This is a genomic window from Enterovirga sp., from assembly GCF_028290205.1.
Taxonomy (GTDB): Bacteria; Pseudomonadota; Alphaproteobacteria; order Rhizobiales; family Beijerinckiaceae; genus Enterovirga.
The window spans coordinates 1-15,429 of sequence record NZ_JAQGKF010000112.1; the positions used below are offsets into that span (position 1 = coordinate 1).

Annotated in this window: 15 protein-coding genes and 1 pseudogene; 4 read left to right on the top strand and 12 right to left on the bottom strand. The window is 70.9% G+C overall.

The window, feature by feature from the left end:
- Nucleotides 1–851: pseudogene (locus JWR86_RS07760) on the top strand (hypothetical protein); the annotation flags it as partial.
- On the opposite strand, the gene JWR86_RS07765 reads toward JWR86_RS07760, so the two are convergent.
- The 3 genes from JWR86_RS07765 to JWR86_RS07775 are packed head-to-tail and all read right to left on the bottom strand — an operon-like array spanning nt 833 to nt 1,974.
- Complete coding sequence (locus JWR86_RS07765) at nt 833–1,285, bottom strand: GNAT family N-acetyltransferase (protein WP_299563183.1); 453 nt, start codon at nt 1,283–1,285, stop codon at nt 833–835. The pseudogene JWR86_RS07760 and the gene JWR86_RS07765 sit on opposite strands and share 19 nt — an antisense overlap.
- Nucleotides 1,282–1,758: a carboxymuconolactone decarboxylase family protein gene (locus tag JWR86_RS07770; protein WP_299563186.1), complete on the bottom strand. Its 477-nt coding sequence runs from the start codon at nt 1,756–1,758 to the stop codon at nt 1,282–1,284. The genes JWR86_RS07765 and JWR86_RS07770 overlap by 4 nt, the downstream gene beginning before the upstream one ends.
- A 6-nt stretch (nt 1,759–1,764) precedes the next feature.
- Nucleotides 1,765–1,974, bottom strand: coding sequence for a DUF1508 domain-containing protein (locus JWR86_RS07775; RefSeq protein WP_299563189.1), 210 nt, complete (start codon nt 1,972–1,974; stop codon nt 1,765–1,767).
- Between the two features lie 159 nt (nt 1,975–2,133).
- Here JWR86_RS07775 and JWR86_RS07780 point away from each other — a divergent pair, with 159 nt between their 5' ends.
- Nucleotides 2,134–3,276 carry a GGDEF domain-containing protein gene (locus JWR86_RS07780; RefSeq protein ID WP_299563192.1) on the top strand — a complete coding sequence of 381 codons (1,143 nt, stop codon included), beginning with the start codon at nt 2,134–2,136 and terminating at the stop codon, nt 3,274–3,276.
- A gap of 10 nt (nt 3,277–3,286) precedes the next feature.
- On the opposite strand, the gene glpX is transcribed toward JWR86_RS07780, so the two are convergent.
- Together glpX and JWR86_RS07790 are read right to left on the bottom strand one after the other, a co-directional pair.
- Nucleotides 3,287–4,288: a class II fructose-bisphosphatase gene (glpX, locus tag JWR86_RS07785; protein ID WP_299563195.1), complete on the bottom strand. Its 1,002-nt coding sequence runs from the start codon at nt 4,286–4,288 to the stop codon at nt 3,287–3,289.
- Between the two features lie 25 nt (nt 4,289–4,313).
- Nucleotides 4,314–5,642, bottom strand: a complete 1,329-nt coding sequence (locus JWR86_RS07790; RefSeq protein WP_299563198.1) for a homoserine dehydrogenase — start codon at nt 5,640–5,642, stop codon at nt 4,314–4,316.
- Nucleotides 5,643–5,781: 139 nt separating this feature from the next.
- On the opposite strand from JWR86_RS07790, the gene JWR86_RS07795 reads away from it, so the two are divergent.
- Nucleotides 5,782–6,459 (top strand): GntR family transcriptional regulator, encoded by a 678-nt coding sequence (locus JWR86_RS07795; RefSeq protein ID WP_299563201.1) that lies wholly within the window; start codon nt 5,782–5,784, stop codon nt 6,457–6,459.
- 62 nt (nt 6,460–6,521) lie between these two features.
- The gene (locus JWR86_RS07800; protein ID WP_299563204.1) at nt 6,522–7,325 is read left to right on the top strand and encodes a phytanoyl-CoA dioxygenase family protein; all 804 of its coding nucleotides are present in this window, start codon (nt 6,522–6,524) and stop codon (nt 7,323–7,325) included.
- Nucleotides 7,326–7,512: 187 nt separating this feature from the next.
- Here the strand turns inward: JWR86_RS07800 and alsS are convergent, their stop codons facing one another.
- The 7 genes from alsS to JWR86_RS07835 form a co-directional block, all read right to left on the bottom strand.
- Nucleotides 7,513–9,171, bottom strand: a complete 1,659-nt coding sequence (gene alsS, locus JWR86_RS07805) for an acetolactate synthase AlsS (protein ID WP_299563207.1) — start codon at nt 9,169–9,171, stop codon at nt 7,513–7,515.
- Complete coding sequence (locus tag JWR86_RS07810) at nt 9,168–9,629, bottom strand: carboxymuconolactone decarboxylase family protein (RefSeq protein WP_299563210.1); 462 nt, start codon at nt 9,627–9,629, stop codon at nt 9,168–9,170. The genes alsS and JWR86_RS07810 overlap by 4 nt, the downstream gene beginning before the upstream one ends.
- 347 nt (nt 9,630–9,976) lie before the next feature.
- Entirely contained in the window at nt 9,977–11,413 is a 1,437-nt protein-coding gene (locus JWR86_RS07815; protein ID WP_299563213.1) for a flavin monoamine oxidase family protein, read from the bottom strand.
- Between the two features lie 11 nt (nt 11,414–11,424).
- Nucleotides 11,425–12,426 (bottom strand): TRAP transporter substrate-binding protein, encoded by a 1,002-nt coding sequence (locus JWR86_RS07820; protein ID WP_299563216.1) that lies wholly within the window; start codon nt 12,424–12,426, stop codon nt 11,425–11,427.
- Nucleotides 12,427–12,530: 104 nt separating this feature from the next.
- On the bottom strand, nt 12,531–13,163 hold the full coding sequence (locus JWR86_RS07825; RefSeq protein WP_299563219.1) for a glutathione S-transferase N-terminal domain-containing protein: 633 nt from the start codon (nt 13,161–13,163) through the stop codon (nt 12,531–12,533).
- Between the two features lie 49 nt (nt 13,164–13,212).
- Nucleotides 13,213–13,974, bottom strand: a complete 762-nt coding sequence (locus JWR86_RS07830; RefSeq protein WP_299563222.1) for an SDR family oxidoreductase — start codon at nt 13,972–13,974, stop codon at nt 13,213–13,215.
- A 94-nt stretch (nt 13,975–14,068) separates the two neighbouring features.
- On the bottom strand, nt 14,069–15,235 hold the full coding sequence (locus JWR86_RS07835; protein ID WP_299563225.1) for a lycopene cyclase family protein: 1,167 nt from the start codon (nt 15,233–15,235) through the stop codon (nt 14,069–14,071).
- Nucleotides 15,236–15,429: the final 194 nt, after the last annotated feature.

A 15,429-nucleotide genomic window follows, 5' to 3' on the forward strand; every position in this document is an offset into this window, starting at 1 on the left:
CGGCGGCCGTCCCCCCCTCCGCCGCCCAGGTTTGCGCGCCCTCCGGCGACAGCGGCGCCCGGCCGGAGGCCGTCCGGCCAGGGCTGAGGGGCCTGCGGCGCTGGCTCCTGACGGGACTCGGCGTGCGGCTGCCGGGGGGCTGGCCGGCCGGCTCGCCACTGCTCGAGCTGTGGTCTCGCCTGCGCTTTCGGCTGCGGGCCGGGCCTGCGCTGCCGGCCGCCACCGCCGAGGCCGTCAGGGCGCTCGTGGACGAGGACTGGTACCTTCAGGCCTATCCGGACGTCGGCCACTCGGACTTGGCGCCGGCCGACCATTTTCTGCGCGTCGGCATGGCAGAGGGGCGTCGCCCCAACGCCCTGTTCGACTCCGCCTGGTACATGTCCCGCCTCGCGCCCCCCGCGCAGCCCGGCGCCGGCGGGCCGCCCGGAGCGGCGGTGCTGCACTACCTCGCGTCCGGATGGCGGGCGGGGGCGAGGCCGGGCCCGACCTTTGACGGCGCGGATTACCTGGCCCGCTACCCGGACGTCGCCGCGGCCGGGATCGACCCGCTGACCCATTTCATCCGGCACGGCCGCCGGGAGGGTCGCGACGGGCCGGCCCGGCCGTTGCGGCCAGCCGCGCCGGCGCCGGCCGGAGCGGAGCCCGAGGCCGAGGCGAGGCCCGGAAGCGATCCGGTCCTCCGGGCCTTCGCCGACCAGGTGCAGCGGCGGCAGGAGCTGTTTGTTGCGCGTGATCCCGGCAACGCCGAGGTCCTCCGCCGGCCGCTCGGGACGGGCCCGGTGGTGTTTCGGCCAGAACCCGCCGACAGCGCCGCCGCGCAGGACGCGCCCGGTCAGAACAGCTTGCGGTAGACCGTGAAGCCCGGGTGGTCGGCGACGCGGTCGTAGAGCGCCCGCGCGGTCGCGTTGCCGGCCTGCGTCAGCCAATAGACCCGGCTCGCACCCGCCTCCCTGGCGCGGCCGTACACGGCCTCGATCAGGGCGCGGCCGACCCCGCGTCCGCGGGCGGTCTCCGCCGTGAACAGGTCCTGGAGGTAGCAGTAATCGCCCGGCGTCCAGGTGGACCGGTGGAAAATGAAATGGACCATGCCGAGGAGGGGCCCGCCCTCGCCCCCGGCGGCGCAGAGACCGTGCATCGGCTCGGCCGGATCGAGCAGGCGCGCCCAGGTCAGGTCGGTGGTCGCGGCCGGCACGGCCGTGCCGTAGAACTCCAGGTAGCCGGCCCAGAGCGGCTCCCAGGCCGCCCGGTCCTGCGGCCCGAGCGGCCGCACCCGCACGTCCCTCACGTCACGGCCCTCGGGCCGGGCGGCTCCGGCGCGAAGCGGAAGCCCGCGGCGATCCGGTTCCAGCCGTTGATCAGGGCGATGGCCCCGGACAGATGCGCGAGTTGCACCGCCGAGAAATGCGCCCTCGCCTCCTCGTAATCCTCGTCCGTCACCCCGAGCGTGACCTCGGTCAGGGTTTCGGTCCAGCCGAGCGCCGCCCGTTCCTGCTCGGAGAACAGCCCGACCTCCTGCCAGACGGCCAGGAGGTCGAGCTTTTCGCGCGGGATCCGCAGCGCTCGGGCGGCCGTCAGGTGGTACTGGATGCAGAAGGCGCAGCCATTGATCTGCGACGCCCGCAGCTTGACGAGTTCGAGCAGGGCCGGATCGAGCCCCGCCTGGCTCGCTGCCTCGCCCAGCGCCGCGAGGGCGGCGGCCACCCCGGGCGCGAGCCGCTTGAACTCCTCCCGGCCGATCCGGGGCGCGAAGCCGGACACGCCCGGTCAGGCGCTCGGCCTGGACGCGGCGCCGGCGTGCTTGGCCGACATGTCCACGGTCGGCGCGCTGGCCGACGATTTGACCAGCGCAATGCCGCGCTCGCAATCCTCGCGGTTGCGATAGCCTTCCGCGGAATCGGCCACGACGTTGCCGTTGGTGGCCCGCAACCGCCAGCGCCAATCGCCGGCAGCGTCCTTGTGCAGTTCGAACCGCATCCCGCTCTCTCCCGGCCTGCCGTCGCCCACGACACGGCAGCATACCATGAAGGCCCGGTGCTCAGGCTCGTCAAACTTGCGATTCGTCGAATTTTGCACCCAAGCTGTTTACGGACGCGCCGTAGGATGCTGCCCCCAGAGCAGAGCGGCTCCTACGTCATGAGTGATAGCCCCCCCGGGAGGGCCAGAAGCGAGCGGCTGTCGTCCGATCTCCGTGCCGAACTGGTGCTGCGGCTGTTCGACAATCTGCTCCCTGTCGTGATCATGTCCGGGGTGTTCGGCCTGATCGGCGCGGCGGTGGCGTCCAGCGCCGGCGACACTGGGCTGTGGCTTCTCTACGGCGTCGGAATCGGGGTCGCGGTGCTCCGCATTGGCGGCATCGCGGCCGCGCGGCGCGCCGCCCGGCGCGCGCCGCTGGCCGACCAGACGCTGCTGCGTTCGGAGCGCGTCTATGGGGTCGGCTGCCTGGCCTTCGCGGCTGCGCTCGGCCTCTTCACCGCCCGAGCGGCCGAACTCACGGATCCCCACGGGCAGATGCTGCTGGTGGCTCTGGTGTTCGGTTACTGTTCGGGCGTGGTGGCGCGCACCTCGGCCCGCCCCTGGATCCCGATCGGCTCCGTGGTCCTGGCCGCCGGACCCCTGGCGTCGGTCTTTCTGCTCAGCGGCTCGACCCCGGCGATCCTGGTCGGCCTCGTGATGGCCGTGTTCGCGATGGCGAGCTTCGAGACCGTGGCCTATATCTGCCGCACCCTCGTGGCCGAGCTTGAGCTCCGCCGCCATCTCGCCGGCCTCGCCCGGCACGACCACCTGACGGGCCTGCCAAACCGGCTGCAGCTGCAGGAGCGGCTCCACGCCGAGTTGCGGCGCGTCACCCGCGACGGGGGCCATCTCGCGGTGCACTTCCTCGACCTCGACGGGTTCAAGGCCGTGAACGACCGGCTGGGTCACTTCGCAGGCGACAATCTCCTGCGGGCCGTGGCGGACCGGCTCTCGACCTTGTTGCGGCCCGGCGACCTCGTGGCCCGGTTCGGCGGCGACGAGTTCGTCATTGTCCAGGGCGCCTGCGGGCCGGTGTCGGACGCCGAACTCCTGGCGCGCCGGCTCAGTCGCGCCATGCAGGCCCCGTTCTCCTCCGGCGCCGGAGAGATCCGCATCGGCGCCAGCGTAGGCGTGGCGTTCTTTCCCGAAGACGGCAACAGCGGCCCCGAACTGATCGAGGCCGCGAATTCCGCGCTGCTCGAAGCCAAGCAGAGCGGCCGCAGCCGCGTCGTCCTGGCGGCCGGGGCGGCGCTCGCCTCCTGACCGGGCCCGATCAGCGCTCGAGGTGGAACTTGCCCATCTCGCGGTGCTCCGCCGCGATGCGCCGGACCGTGCCGGTGGAGGACCGCCACACCAGCGTCTCGGTCTCGATCGTCTCGCCCTTGAAGCGCACACCGTGCAGGAGCGGCCCGTCCGTGACGCCCGTGGCGGCCACCACGACGTCGCCGCGCGCGAGCTCCTGGAGCTCGTACTTCTTGTCCGGATCGGCGACGCCCATGGTGCGGGCGCGCTCGCGCTTCTCCGGCGTGTCGAGGATCAAGCGGCCCTGCATCTGGCCGCCAATGCAGCGCAGCGCCCCGGCTGCGATGACGCCCTCGGGGGCTGCCCCGATGCCGAGATACATATCGACGCCGCTCTCGCCCGGCATGGTCGTGTAGATCACGCCCATGATGTCGCCGTCGGTGATGAGGCGGATCGGGCAGCCAAGGGCCCGCAGCTTGGCGATCAGCTCCACGTGCCGGGGCCGGTCCATCACCAGCACGGTGATCTCATTCGGCGCCACGCCCTTGGCGGCGGCGAGCGCCCGCACGTTCTCCTCGGGCGTCCGGTCGAGATCGACCACGCCCTTGGGGTAGCCCGGGCCGATGGCGATCTTGTCCATGTAGACGTCGGGCGCGGCCAGCAGGGTGCCGCCTTCGGCCATCGCCATCACGGCGATGGAGCCCGGCATGTCCTTGGCGCACAGGGTCGTGCCTTCGAGGGGGTCGACCGCGATGTCGACCCTGGGTCCCGAGCCGGTGCCGACGCGCTCGCCGATGAACAGCATCGGAGCCTCGTCGCGCTCGCCCTCCCCGATCACCACCGTGCCGTCGATGGGCAGGGTGTTGAGCTCGCGCCGCATGGCGTCCACGGCGGCCTGGTCGGCCGCCTTTTCCTGGCCGCGGCCGCGAAGCCGCGAGGCCGCAACGGCCGCACGCTCGGTTACGCGCACGAGTTCGAGCGTCAGGATGCGCTCAATCACCTGGCTCGGCTTGACGACGATGTTCTCTGGCATGCGTTCCCGATCCCTCGTGTCTGCGTCAGTCCCGCTCGATGCGGATCACCTGCGGCGGCTCGGAGACGAGGCCGTCCCCGGCGATCGCCTCGAGAGCCCCCCGGATGGCGCTCTCCGTCGCCGCATAGGTGATGAGCACCAGCGGCACCGGCTCGCCGGACCGGCCGTGCTTGTCGCGACCGGCACCGGGCGGGCGTTTCTGGATGATCGACTCGATCGAGATGTTGGCGGCTGCCATGCGGGTCGCGACGCCGGCCGCGACGCCCGGCCGGTCGTGCACCGTGAGCCGGATGTAATAGCCGCCCTCGTGGCGTTGCATCGGCGCGCGTTCCGCCCGCTCCAGCCGCGCCGCGGGCCGGCCGAACGGCGGGCCAACGATGCCGGCGGCGAGGTCGGCGATGTCGGCCACCACGGCCGAGGCCGTCGCGCGGCCGCCCGCGCCCGGGCCGATGAGGGTGAGCTCTCCGACTGCGTCGGCATCGATCGTCACGGCGTTGGTGACCCCCATCACCTGCGCGATGGCAGACGAGAGGGGCACCATGGTCGGATGCACCCGCTGCTCGATGCCGCCGTCCTGGCCGACCCGCTCGGCCACCCCGAGCAGCTTGATCCGGAAGCCGAGTTCGGCCGCCATGGCAAGGTCGAGCGGCGTGATCGTGGAGATGCCCTCGACATAGATCGCGTCCGCGTCGATCTCGACCCCGAAAGCCAGCGAGGTCAGCAGCGCGAGCTTGTGGGCGGTGTCGAAGCCCTCGATGTCGAAGGTCGGGTCGGCCTCGGCATAGCCGAGCCGCTGCGCCGCCGCGAGGCATTCGGCGAAGGAGCAGCCTTCGCTCTCCATCCGGGACAGGATGTAATTGCAGGTGCCGTTGAGGATTCCGTAGAGGCGCGACACGCTGTTGCCGGACAGGCCCTCGCGCAGCGTCTTGACGACCGGGATGCCGCCGGCGGCCGAAGCCTCGAAGGCGAGCGCCAGCCCGGCCGCCTCGGCCGTCCTGGCCAGGGCCATGCCGTGCCGGGCGAGCAGCGCCTTGTTGGCCGTCACCACGTGCTTGCCGCCGCCGAGCGCCGCTTCGACCACCGCCTTGGCCGTGCCGCCCTCGCCGCCGATCAGCTCCACCACGCAATCGACCTCGCTCGAAGCCGCCAGCGCCACCGGGTCGTCATACCACCGGTAGCGGCCGAGATCGTGGCCACGGTCGCGCGCGCGGTCCCGCGCCGAGACCGCCGTCACCCGAATGGCCCGGCCGGCCCGGTCCGCGAGCTGGTTGTCCCGCCGCGCCAGGATGTCCAGCACGGCGGCCCCGACCGTGCCGAGGCCGGCGATTCCGACCCTGAACGGCTGCGGCTGCATGGCGATCCTGTGAACGAGCGAGAGAGCGGCAGCCTCTTAGGTCGCGGAAGCAGGGGTGTCGAGGGCCGGCCGCGTCTGGCCGCTTGACCCCGGCCCGCGCGGCGGCTACCGAATTTGGAATTCCGAATGCGAGCTTGCTGTGATCGCGCTCGACTCCAATCCGATCCTGATCGACCGCGTCTACGGCGCCCTGCGCGACGCCATCGCGGATTGCACGCTGGAGCCGGGCAGCCGCGTCCGGCAGAGCGAGATCGCCGAGCGTCTCGGGGTGTCGCGCCAGCCGGTCAGCCACGCGCTGCATCTCTTGAAGCGGCAGGGGTTGGTCGAGGACCACGGCCGCAAGGGCTTCCGGGTCGTCCGGATCGACCCGGCCCGGATCGCCCACCTGTACGAGATCCGGGCGGCGCTCGACGCGCTGGCGGCCCGGCTCGCGGCGAACCGGGCGGGCAGCGACGCGGCGGGACGGGCCGAGCTGTCGAGCGCCCTCGAGGCCGGGCTCGCGGCCGATCCGGCCACGACCGCTATGCCGGCCATGATCCGGCTCGACATCGAGTTTCATCGGGCCGTGTACCGGCTCTCCGGCAATCCGGCTTTCGAGGAGATGGTCGGCCCCTACTGGCCGCATCTCGGCCGGGCCATGGCCTCCATGCTGGACGCCACCGAGGACCGGGGCACGCTCTGGAGCGAGCACGCCGAGATCGCGCGCCACGTTCTCGCCGGCGAGTCTGCCGCGGCCGAGGCGGCGGCCCGCCACCACGTTCGGGCGGCCGCCCGAAGGGCCCAGGACCGGCTGGAGGCGACCGCACGCGCGGCCTGAAGCGCCCACGCCGCCACCGCACCGGGCCACCCAACAGGCCACCACACAGGGAGGAGAAGACGATGAGACTGACCCAGACGCAGATCGACGACTTTCACCGCGAGGGCTGGCTGTTCCTGCCCGAGGTGTTCACGCCCGAAGAGGTGGCATTGCTGAAGCGGGAGGCCGAGGGCATCTACGCGGAGCATCGCCCGGAGGTGTGGCGCGAGAAGAATGGCGCGCCCCGCATCGCCTTTGCGGCCCACACCTACAACGAGGCCTTTCGCTGCCTCGGTTCGCATCCCCGGCTGGTCGAGCCCGTCGAGCAGATCTTCGGTGAGAAGCTCTACATGCACCAGTTCAAGATCAACGCGAAGTCGGCCTTCACCGGCGACGTGTGGCAGTGGCACCAGGATTACGGCACCTGGAAGCGCGACGACGGCATGCCGGAGCCGCGGGCCATGAACATCTCGGTGTTCCTGGACGAGGTCATGCCGATCAACGGCGCGCTGATGCTGGTGCCGCGCAGCCAGAACGCCGGCGATCTGGAGGCCGGGCACGACCGCGAGACGACGTCCTACCCGCTCTGGACGCTGGACAATGACACCGTGTCGAAACTCGTCGAGCAGGGCGGCATCGTGGCGCCGACCGGCAAGGCGGGCGGCGTGCTGCTGTTCCATGGCAACCTGGTGCATGGCTCCGCCGGCAACATCACGCCCTACCCGCGCAAGATCGTCTATCTGACGCTGAACGCGGTCTCGAACCACATCCGCAAGCCAACGCGACCGGAATTCATCGCCCATACGGACTTTGCCCCGATCGAGCCGGTTCCGGACAACGCCCTGACCGAACTCGCCCGCGGCTCGTTCCGGCAGGCCGCCGAATAGCCGGCCGGAGGGGCGCCCGACCGGGCGCCTCTCCTGACCTCACGGGGTGGCCGTGCGCTTGCGCAGCACCATGTCCCCCCGGAACAGGAATTTCTGCGCCCGCTTGGCGGTGTCGACCTCGGTCGTGAACGTCTCGGTTACACCCCTGTTCCGGACCGCCGGACGGCCATCCCGAACGTGTCGACAGCTAATGCAGCACGCTCGGGTGTAGGGCGGCCATGAGGCTGGCATTGTCGCGATAATCGACCGGCACGCCCACAAGCACCGGCCCGCCGACAGCCCGCGCCGCGCGCAGCACCGGTGCGATCTGGTCCGGTGATTCGATGTAGAACCCGCGTGCGCCCATCGACTCGGCGAACTTCACGACGTCGACGGGCCCGAAATGAATGCCAGAATCCCGGCCGTAGGCCGCCATTTGTTGCATCTGGACCATGTTGTACGCGCCGTCGATCCAGACGAGATGTACGAAGTTGCATTTCAGCCGAACGGCGGTCTCGAGCTCGGCTGCGGAGAACAGAAAGCCGCCGTCTCCCGACACCGAGAGAACCTTGCTTGTCGGATCGGCGAGGCAGGCCGCAATCGCCCACGGCAGCGCGACACCGAGGGTTTGCTGGCCGTTCGAGATCATGATCTGCCGCGGCCGGTGAACGACCAGATGGCGCGCCATCCAGATGTGGAACGATCCCATGTCGGAGCACAGGGTCGTATCCTCGTCGAGCAACCCTTGCAGCTCATGCACCAGCCGGAGCGGATGAACCGGCATGCCGGTCTGCTTCGCAGCCTGGGTGGCGAGATCTTCGCGTTCGCGAGCGATGTCGGCCAGCAATTCGGCCTGGCCGATGCTGGAACGGGCCCTCACATGCGCGGTCAGGGCCTGCAACGTGGCGGCGATATCGCCCACAAGCTCAAGGTCGGGCCGGTAGTCGCTGTCGATATCCGCCGGCAGGACGTCGATATGGATCAGCGTTCGGGTCCGGTCACGATTCCACAATGCGGGATCGTACTCGACGGGGTCGAACCCGATGGTGACGATCAGGTCGGCACCGTCCAGCAGGCGGTCGGCAGGCTGATTGTGAAACAAGCCAACCCGTCCACCGAAGCAAGCGAGCTGCTCGCGCGGCACGACGCCCGCCCCCTGGAACGTGCTGGCGACGGCCATTTTCGCCTTGGCGAACAGCTCCCGCACGGCCGCCGTGGCGCTGGCTCGGCTGGCCAGCATGCCAAGCAGCACGACGGGCCGCTCCGCCGCGTCGATCAGGCGCGCCGCCGCCGCGATCCCCGCCGCATCCGCAGGGCCAAGCCGGATCGGTTTGATCGGCGCCAGGATCCTCCCTGGCGCCCCTGCCAGCATGATGTCCTTGGGCAGGCTGACGAAAGCGGCCCCTGGCCGACCTGTCTCGGCGGCCCGAAACGCATTGGCCAACACCTCGGACACCGCACCTGCGGCATCGATCTCGGCGGCGAACTTCGTCACTGGTCGGCACATTGCGACCGTGTCCATGCTCTGGTGCGTCTGCTTCAAACGCTGGGCGACGGGCGCGGCGCCGCCGAGGGCGACGATCGGGTCGCCCTCGGTGTTCGCGGTGGCGAGGCCGGTCACCAGGTTGGAACATCCCGGGCCTGACGTGACCAGGACAACGCCGGCCTTGCCGGTGATGCGCCCGAGGCCGCCCGCGATGAAGGCGGCGTTCTGCTCATGGCGGCAGACGATCGTCTTGATGCTGGAATCGCGCAGGGCGTCGAACACCGGATCGATCTTGGCCCCGGGAATTGCAAAGACATATTCGACGCCCTGCGCCTCGAGATGGCGGACCACCAGCTGCGCTCCGTTCTGGGCGTCGCTCATGCCTTCGCTCCTGTTCGCCGAGCCGGTTTCGGCTTTGTCTTCGGAGCATCGTGCACAGCGAACACTGCCTCCGCGGTCAACAGCGCGTTGGTGGCGGCGGGAAAGCCGCAATAGGCGATCATCTGGGTGATGATCTCAACGATCTCGGCCCGAGAGGCGCCGCTGCGCAGCGCCGCGTCGATATGGATCTTGAGTTCCGGGATGGAGAAGCCCTGCACGGTGAGTGCTGCAACCGTGCAAAGCTCGCGCGTCTTCATGTCAACGACGTCGCGTGTGTAGAGTTCACCGAACGGGAAGGTCACGTTCACCCAGGCGAATTCGGGCGACAACCGCTTGATCCGTTCGATATAGGCATCCGACATTGGGCCGAGCTGCCTATGCATTTCGGCCATCCCGCGCTGATACGCGGCCGAGCTCTCGTCGTGCAGGTCATCTGCCACGCTTTTGCGCGTCGCCATGGTTGAACTCCTGGTCTTTGAAACGAGGCTTTGTGGGAATGCGAAAAACGGATTCGCCTTCAGACCCGAGTAGAGCGAAGTCGTGTGTTACCGTACGGTTAAATCTATGCCGGATCCCCGTGACCAAGCTTGGCCACGACGACGACGGCGGCATGGGTCATCGTCCTCGGATTCGGTGATGGCCTCGTAGCGCGGCAAGTCCGACGAAGCTCTCTCCAGCGCTGGTCAAATGTTCGCTGCGGGTCCGTGCCTCGGGTCGACAGTCTCCACGGCCGACCGTCTGGCCGCCGCCGTTGCACACCCGAAGGGCCGTGCCGGATTGGCCGATCCGGACGCCGAGCCCGCCCTTACCCCGGCGCCCGTCCGGCCGCCTCGTGCACCTCCTGGGCGGCCCTGAGCCCGGATTCGATCGCGCCCTGGATCCAGGCGTGGTGCCGCGAGGCGTGTTCGCCCGCGAAGTGGAGCCGACCTTCGGGGGCGATCGTGTGTGGGAAGAGGCTCGTCTGCTGGCCGGGCTCGAACAGGGCGAAGGCGCCGCCGGCGAATTCGTCGTCGTGCCACATCTTGGACGCGCCGCACTCGAATTCGCGCGGCGCCTGCGGGTGGATTTGACTCAGGTTCTCGATCGCCTGGATGACGCGGTCGTGCTCGGCGAGTGAGCCCCAGCGCTGCGCGTCGTCGGCCCATGTGTAGCTGGCCAGCACGATGCCGCGGCCCGTCTCCTGGCCGTGATCGGGGTAGTACACGTTGCGGATCGGCAGGTCCGTGACCGAGCCGCCGCCCCGGATACCGTCATCCTCCTCCCAGAAGCGGCGGTTGAACTGCAGCAGCACCTTGGCCGAGGCATCGTAATGGAGCTGGCGGATGGCGCGCTGCTTGGCGAAGCTGAGCGGGCGCGTGATCTCGATGTGGCGCAGCACCGGAAACGGCACGGTGACCACCGCGTAGTCGCCCCGCACGGCAAAGCGGCCGCCGGCGGTCTGGTAGTGGATGGCGACGCCCGCGTCGTCGTGCTCGATGGCGAACATCTTGGCCCCGAACCGGATCCGGGAGCCGAGCTCGGGCACAAAGGCGCGCGGCAGCCGGTCCATGCCGCCGGTGATCTCGACCATGTCGACATAGTACTGGCCGACCTCCTCCCGCAGCAGCTCCAGGAAGGACATGCCCATCACGGCTTCCTGGGAGGCCAGGAGGCCGAAGGTCTCGATCAGGCCCTCCGACCAGTTGTTGGCCTCCAGGAACTCGCGCGTCGAATATTTGTCGTAGTCGAGCGAGATCCGGTCCCACACGTCGTCGCCCTCCTGCTCGACCTGGGCGGCGAAGGGCTGGATGACGGCGGTCCAATGCGCCAGGGCGGTGCGGCCCTTTTCCCCCGGCGCGCAATCGAAGCCGAGCAGGTCCGCATCGATCTCGGCCTCGCGGATGCGGCACTTGCGGCCGTGCAGATAGTAGAACCCCTCCGGGTTGTTCATGGTGAAGGGCGCGACCGGCAGCCCGAACAGCTCGACATAGGCCATGGTGAGCTTGTGGGCGCGCGGGATCCGCATGGCGCCCGCCTCCGCATAGAGCCCGTGCGTAAAAGGCTCGCGCAGGGTGCGGACGCGCCCGCCGACGCGCTGGCGCGCCTCGATCACGGTGACGTCGTGGCCAGCGGCGACCAGATGGCGCGCCGCCACCAGGCCCGCCATGCCGGCCCCCACCACGACCACGCGGGCGGGCGGCGTCCCGGCCGGCAGCCCGGTCTCGATCAGGCGAAGGAGGTCGGCGGTGCGGAGGGAGGCCACGGCGCCGTCCCTCAGCGCGGCGCGGCGGCGTCGAGGATGGCCACCGCGGCCGGTCCGGCCTTGGTGCGCCATTCGGCGACCGTGGCCTCGGCGGCCCAGCGCAGCAGAGCCACCAGCGGTGGATCCACCTCCGTCCGGATGGTGACGCCGTTCTGCCGCATGCGGGCATAGTTCTCGTCGAGCCGCGTGCGCAGCGCCTGCCACTGTCGCGCCTCCGTCTCGGCCGCAGCCCGGTCGACATGGGTCCGCAGGCCGTCCGGCAGGCCGGCATGGACGCGCCCGTCCAGGACCGCCAGGGAGAGCGGGATCGCGTAGTTGATCTCGGTGAAGTGGGGCAGAAACTCCCAGAGATTGCGGCCCGCGCCACCATCGCCGGACGACAGCACCGCATCGACGCTGCCGTCCTTCAGCCGGGCCATGGCGTCCGCAAAGGAGATGTTTTGGGCCCGGGCGCCGGCCCGGAGCAGCACGTCCGCCGAGGTGGCGTCATAGGCCCGGATGGACAGCGCCCGCAGCGCCGCGACGGAGGTCAGGGGCGCCTTGGTCCAGAGCCCGGTCGGCGGCCAGGGCGTGGTGTAGAGCAGGACCTGCCCGCGCTCGGCAAAGGCGTCCCGGTAGGCCGGGCGGGCGAGATCGGCGAGGCGGCGCGCGTCCTCCAGCGACCGCACCACGAAGGGCAGCGAGGAGAGCCCGAACAGGGGGTGCAGCCCGGTCAGGGCCCCCGCGAAGGCGTCGCCGGCCTCGATCCGGCGCTCGGCGATGGTGGCCAGGATCTCGGCCGACCGGAACCCCGCCTTGGCGTCGAAGACCGGCTCGACCGCGAGTTCGCCGCCCGAGAGCTCGCGCACACGGCCGGCAAAGGTCGCGATGCCCTCGCCGGGCATCGCGCTGGCCGGGTATTCCGTGGCCATGCGCCAGCGCGTCTCGGCCGCGGCTGGCCGGCCCCCGAGCGTCAGGAGCGCCCCGCCGAGCCATCCCGCCGCGCCCCGGCGGGTGAGGCCCCGCGCCGGCAATGGGCCTCCCTGGCTCCCGGGCGGCTGCGGTGAACAGGCCTCGTGGCCCGAACAGGGCTGGTGGCACGGCGCGGAACTGCCCTGCATGGGGGCCTCCTCGGGGGTCAGGCCGGCATGGGGATCTCGCCGGCCGGCTTGGGGACCTGATAGCCGCGCTGCACGGCCGGCCGGGCCGCGATGGCCCGGTACCAGCGCAGCACGTTCGGAAAGGCCGCGATGTCGGCCCTGTGCCACTCGTAGCGCGACACCCAGGGCCAGCAGGCGATGTCGGCGATGGAGTACTCGCCGGTGATGAAATCCCGCCCGGCGAGCCGGCGGTCGAGCACGCCGTAGAGGCGCTTCGCCTCCGCCACGTAACGCTCCTCGGCATAGGGCGCGGCGCCGGGCTTGGCTCGCAGGAAGTGGTGCGCTTGGCCGAGCATGGGGCCGAGGCCGCCCATCTGCCACATGACCCATTCCAGGGCCCGGTAGCGCGCCTCGCCCTCACGGGCGAGGAGCCGGCCCGTCTTGTCCGCGAGGTAGATCAGGATGGCGCCCGATTCCATCAGCGTCAGGCCGGTGTCGCTGTCCACGATGGCCGGGATGCGGTTGTTCGGCGCGATCGCCAGGAACTCGGGCCGGAACTGTTCGTCCTTGCCGATATCCACCGCGTGCGCCCGGTAGGGCAGCCCGAGTTCCTCGAGCGCGATCGAGACCTTGCGGCCGTTCGGCGTGGTCCAGGTGTGGAGGTCGATCACGGTAGGTTCCCCGCGCCCGGGCGGGCGACTCCCCGGCGTCGGCGGGGGCTCAATTCGCCCCCCCGTCCACCACCACCACCTCGCCCGTCGTGTAGCTCGCGCCCGCGGCCAGGAAGAGCATCGCCTCGGCGACCTCCTCGGCCCGGCCGAGGCGGGCCAGCAGCGTGCGTTCGCGCGTCTGCCGCTTGCGGTCCTCGGACCAGGCGCCGGTCAGCGGCGTATCGATCAGCCCCGGGGCCACCGCATTCACCCGGATGTCGGGTGCGAGCGCCCGGGCCAGGCCGCGGGTCAGGTTGAGCAGGCCGGCCTTGGACGCCGCGTAGGCGATACTGGAGCCGCGGCGGCCGAGCCCGGCGACGGAGCCCGTCATCACGATGGCGCCCCGTGCCTCCCTGAGCGCCGGCACCGCGGCGCGGCTGCAGCGGAACGGCCCGACCAGGTTGGTGGACAGGATGGTGGACCAGAAATCCTCGGTCATCCGGTCGAGTTCGGGGAACGGGATCGGCTCCACCGTGCCGGTCATGCCGGCATTGTTGATCAGGTAATCGAGCCGCCCGAGCGCCCCGATGGCCTCCTGAACCGTGTCCTCCGCCTCGCCGGGCAGCGCCGCGTTGCCGGGGGCGGCGACCACGTCCAGCCCCTCGCCGCGAAGCCGCTCCACCGCCTCCGGCCCGCGGACGTCCTCGGCCAGGTAGTTCAGGGCGACCCGGGCGCCGCAGCGCGCAAACAGCGTCGCGGCCGCGAGCCCGATGCCCGACGCCGCGCCCGTGATCAGAACCGTTCTGCCGTGCAGATCCGCCGTGACCGGCATCGCCCCTCCTGTTCGGCGGCTTGCGGCCGCGCCTGGGCGGTTCCCCGCCCCTCCAGCGGCTCACGATGGCGCGAATCCGACGCCGATCCAAGCCTCACGGCGAAGCGGTGCGGCGCCACAGCATCCCGGCGGCAGCCGCGATCATGGGCCGCTTCGGCATGGCGGCCACCACGCGGGCCACGTCGGCCGGACCGCCGACATCGTGCAGAAAGCGGATCAGCGGTTCGGGCCGGCACTGCGCGAAGAGGCTGGCGAACAGGTCGGGGGCGAGGTCGGGCCTCTGCTGCAACGCGAACAAGAACACGCGGTCCATCCACTGGGCGGTCCGGCCGCGAGGCTGGAACGGGGCGGGGCGGCGTCCCGCGGCCAGCCCCGCAGCCAGTTCGTCGGCCATGCGCTGGATGGTCAGGAAGCCGTAGCCGGAGGAGGGTTTCAGAGCCCCCCCGGCAGCCCCGATGGGAATCACGCGGCCGGTTGTTCGGGGTGCCTGCAGGTCCGGGCTCATCGGAATGGCCCCCTGTTCCTCGAACCCGACCCGGTAGTCGGCCACGCCGTAGCGCTCGGCCAGGTAACTCCGGATCGTGGCCCGGCTGTCCGGCAGCGCCGCCCCGGCGGGCGCGAACCAGGTGTCCTCGACCAGCGCCTCATGCGGTGAGGTCGGCAGGACGTAGAGGAAATGCACCACGCCCGGCAGCTGCGGGACCGTGAAATCCATCAGGGTGGCGCAGCCCGGATCGAAGACGGGACCGGCGGTCGCCACCTCCTGGCCCACAAAGCGCTGCACCAGGTCGCCGGGGCCGCCCTCCGGCGGCCGGCTGTCGAACACGAGACCGGCCGTTACCGTGCCGCTCTCGGTGGTGATCGCGACCCGGTCGGTCGCTTCCTGAAGCGCCAGCGCTCGTCGCCCGAGGGCGAGCTCGATCTGCGGCGCCGTGCGAAGCCGGGCCTCGGCCACCTGCCAGAGCCGGTCGGACGGGATCATCTGGTAAGGCATCGCGGCGCTGGTCTGCCGCACGGTACCCGCGCGCCCGCCCGTGTCGCGGTGCCTGATCTCCCAATGCGCCCAGGACGCGGTGACGGCCTCCGCGAACGGGTGATGCAGGAGCCGCCAGGACGACCAGGTCCGGTCCCGCGCGTAGCCGGTGCGGGGTTCGAGGATCAGCGTGCGCAGATCCGGGAGTTCGGCCAGCCGGACCGCGAGACTCAGGCCGGCGAGGCCGCCGCCCAGGATCGCCACATCGTAATCGGGGCGGTCGGCCACGGCGTCTCCGGCGGCGGGTGGGCAGGGGTCCCGGGCCCCGGCCTAGCCCGGAGCGCGTCCGGAGGCGAGAGCGCGCGCCGCGCCCCAGCTTAATCGACGGCGCGCCGGTACAGGTGCCAGGTTGCGTGGCCGAGGATCGGCATCACCACCGCAAGTCCGACAAAGACCGGAATCGAGCCGAGCGCCAGGAGGCC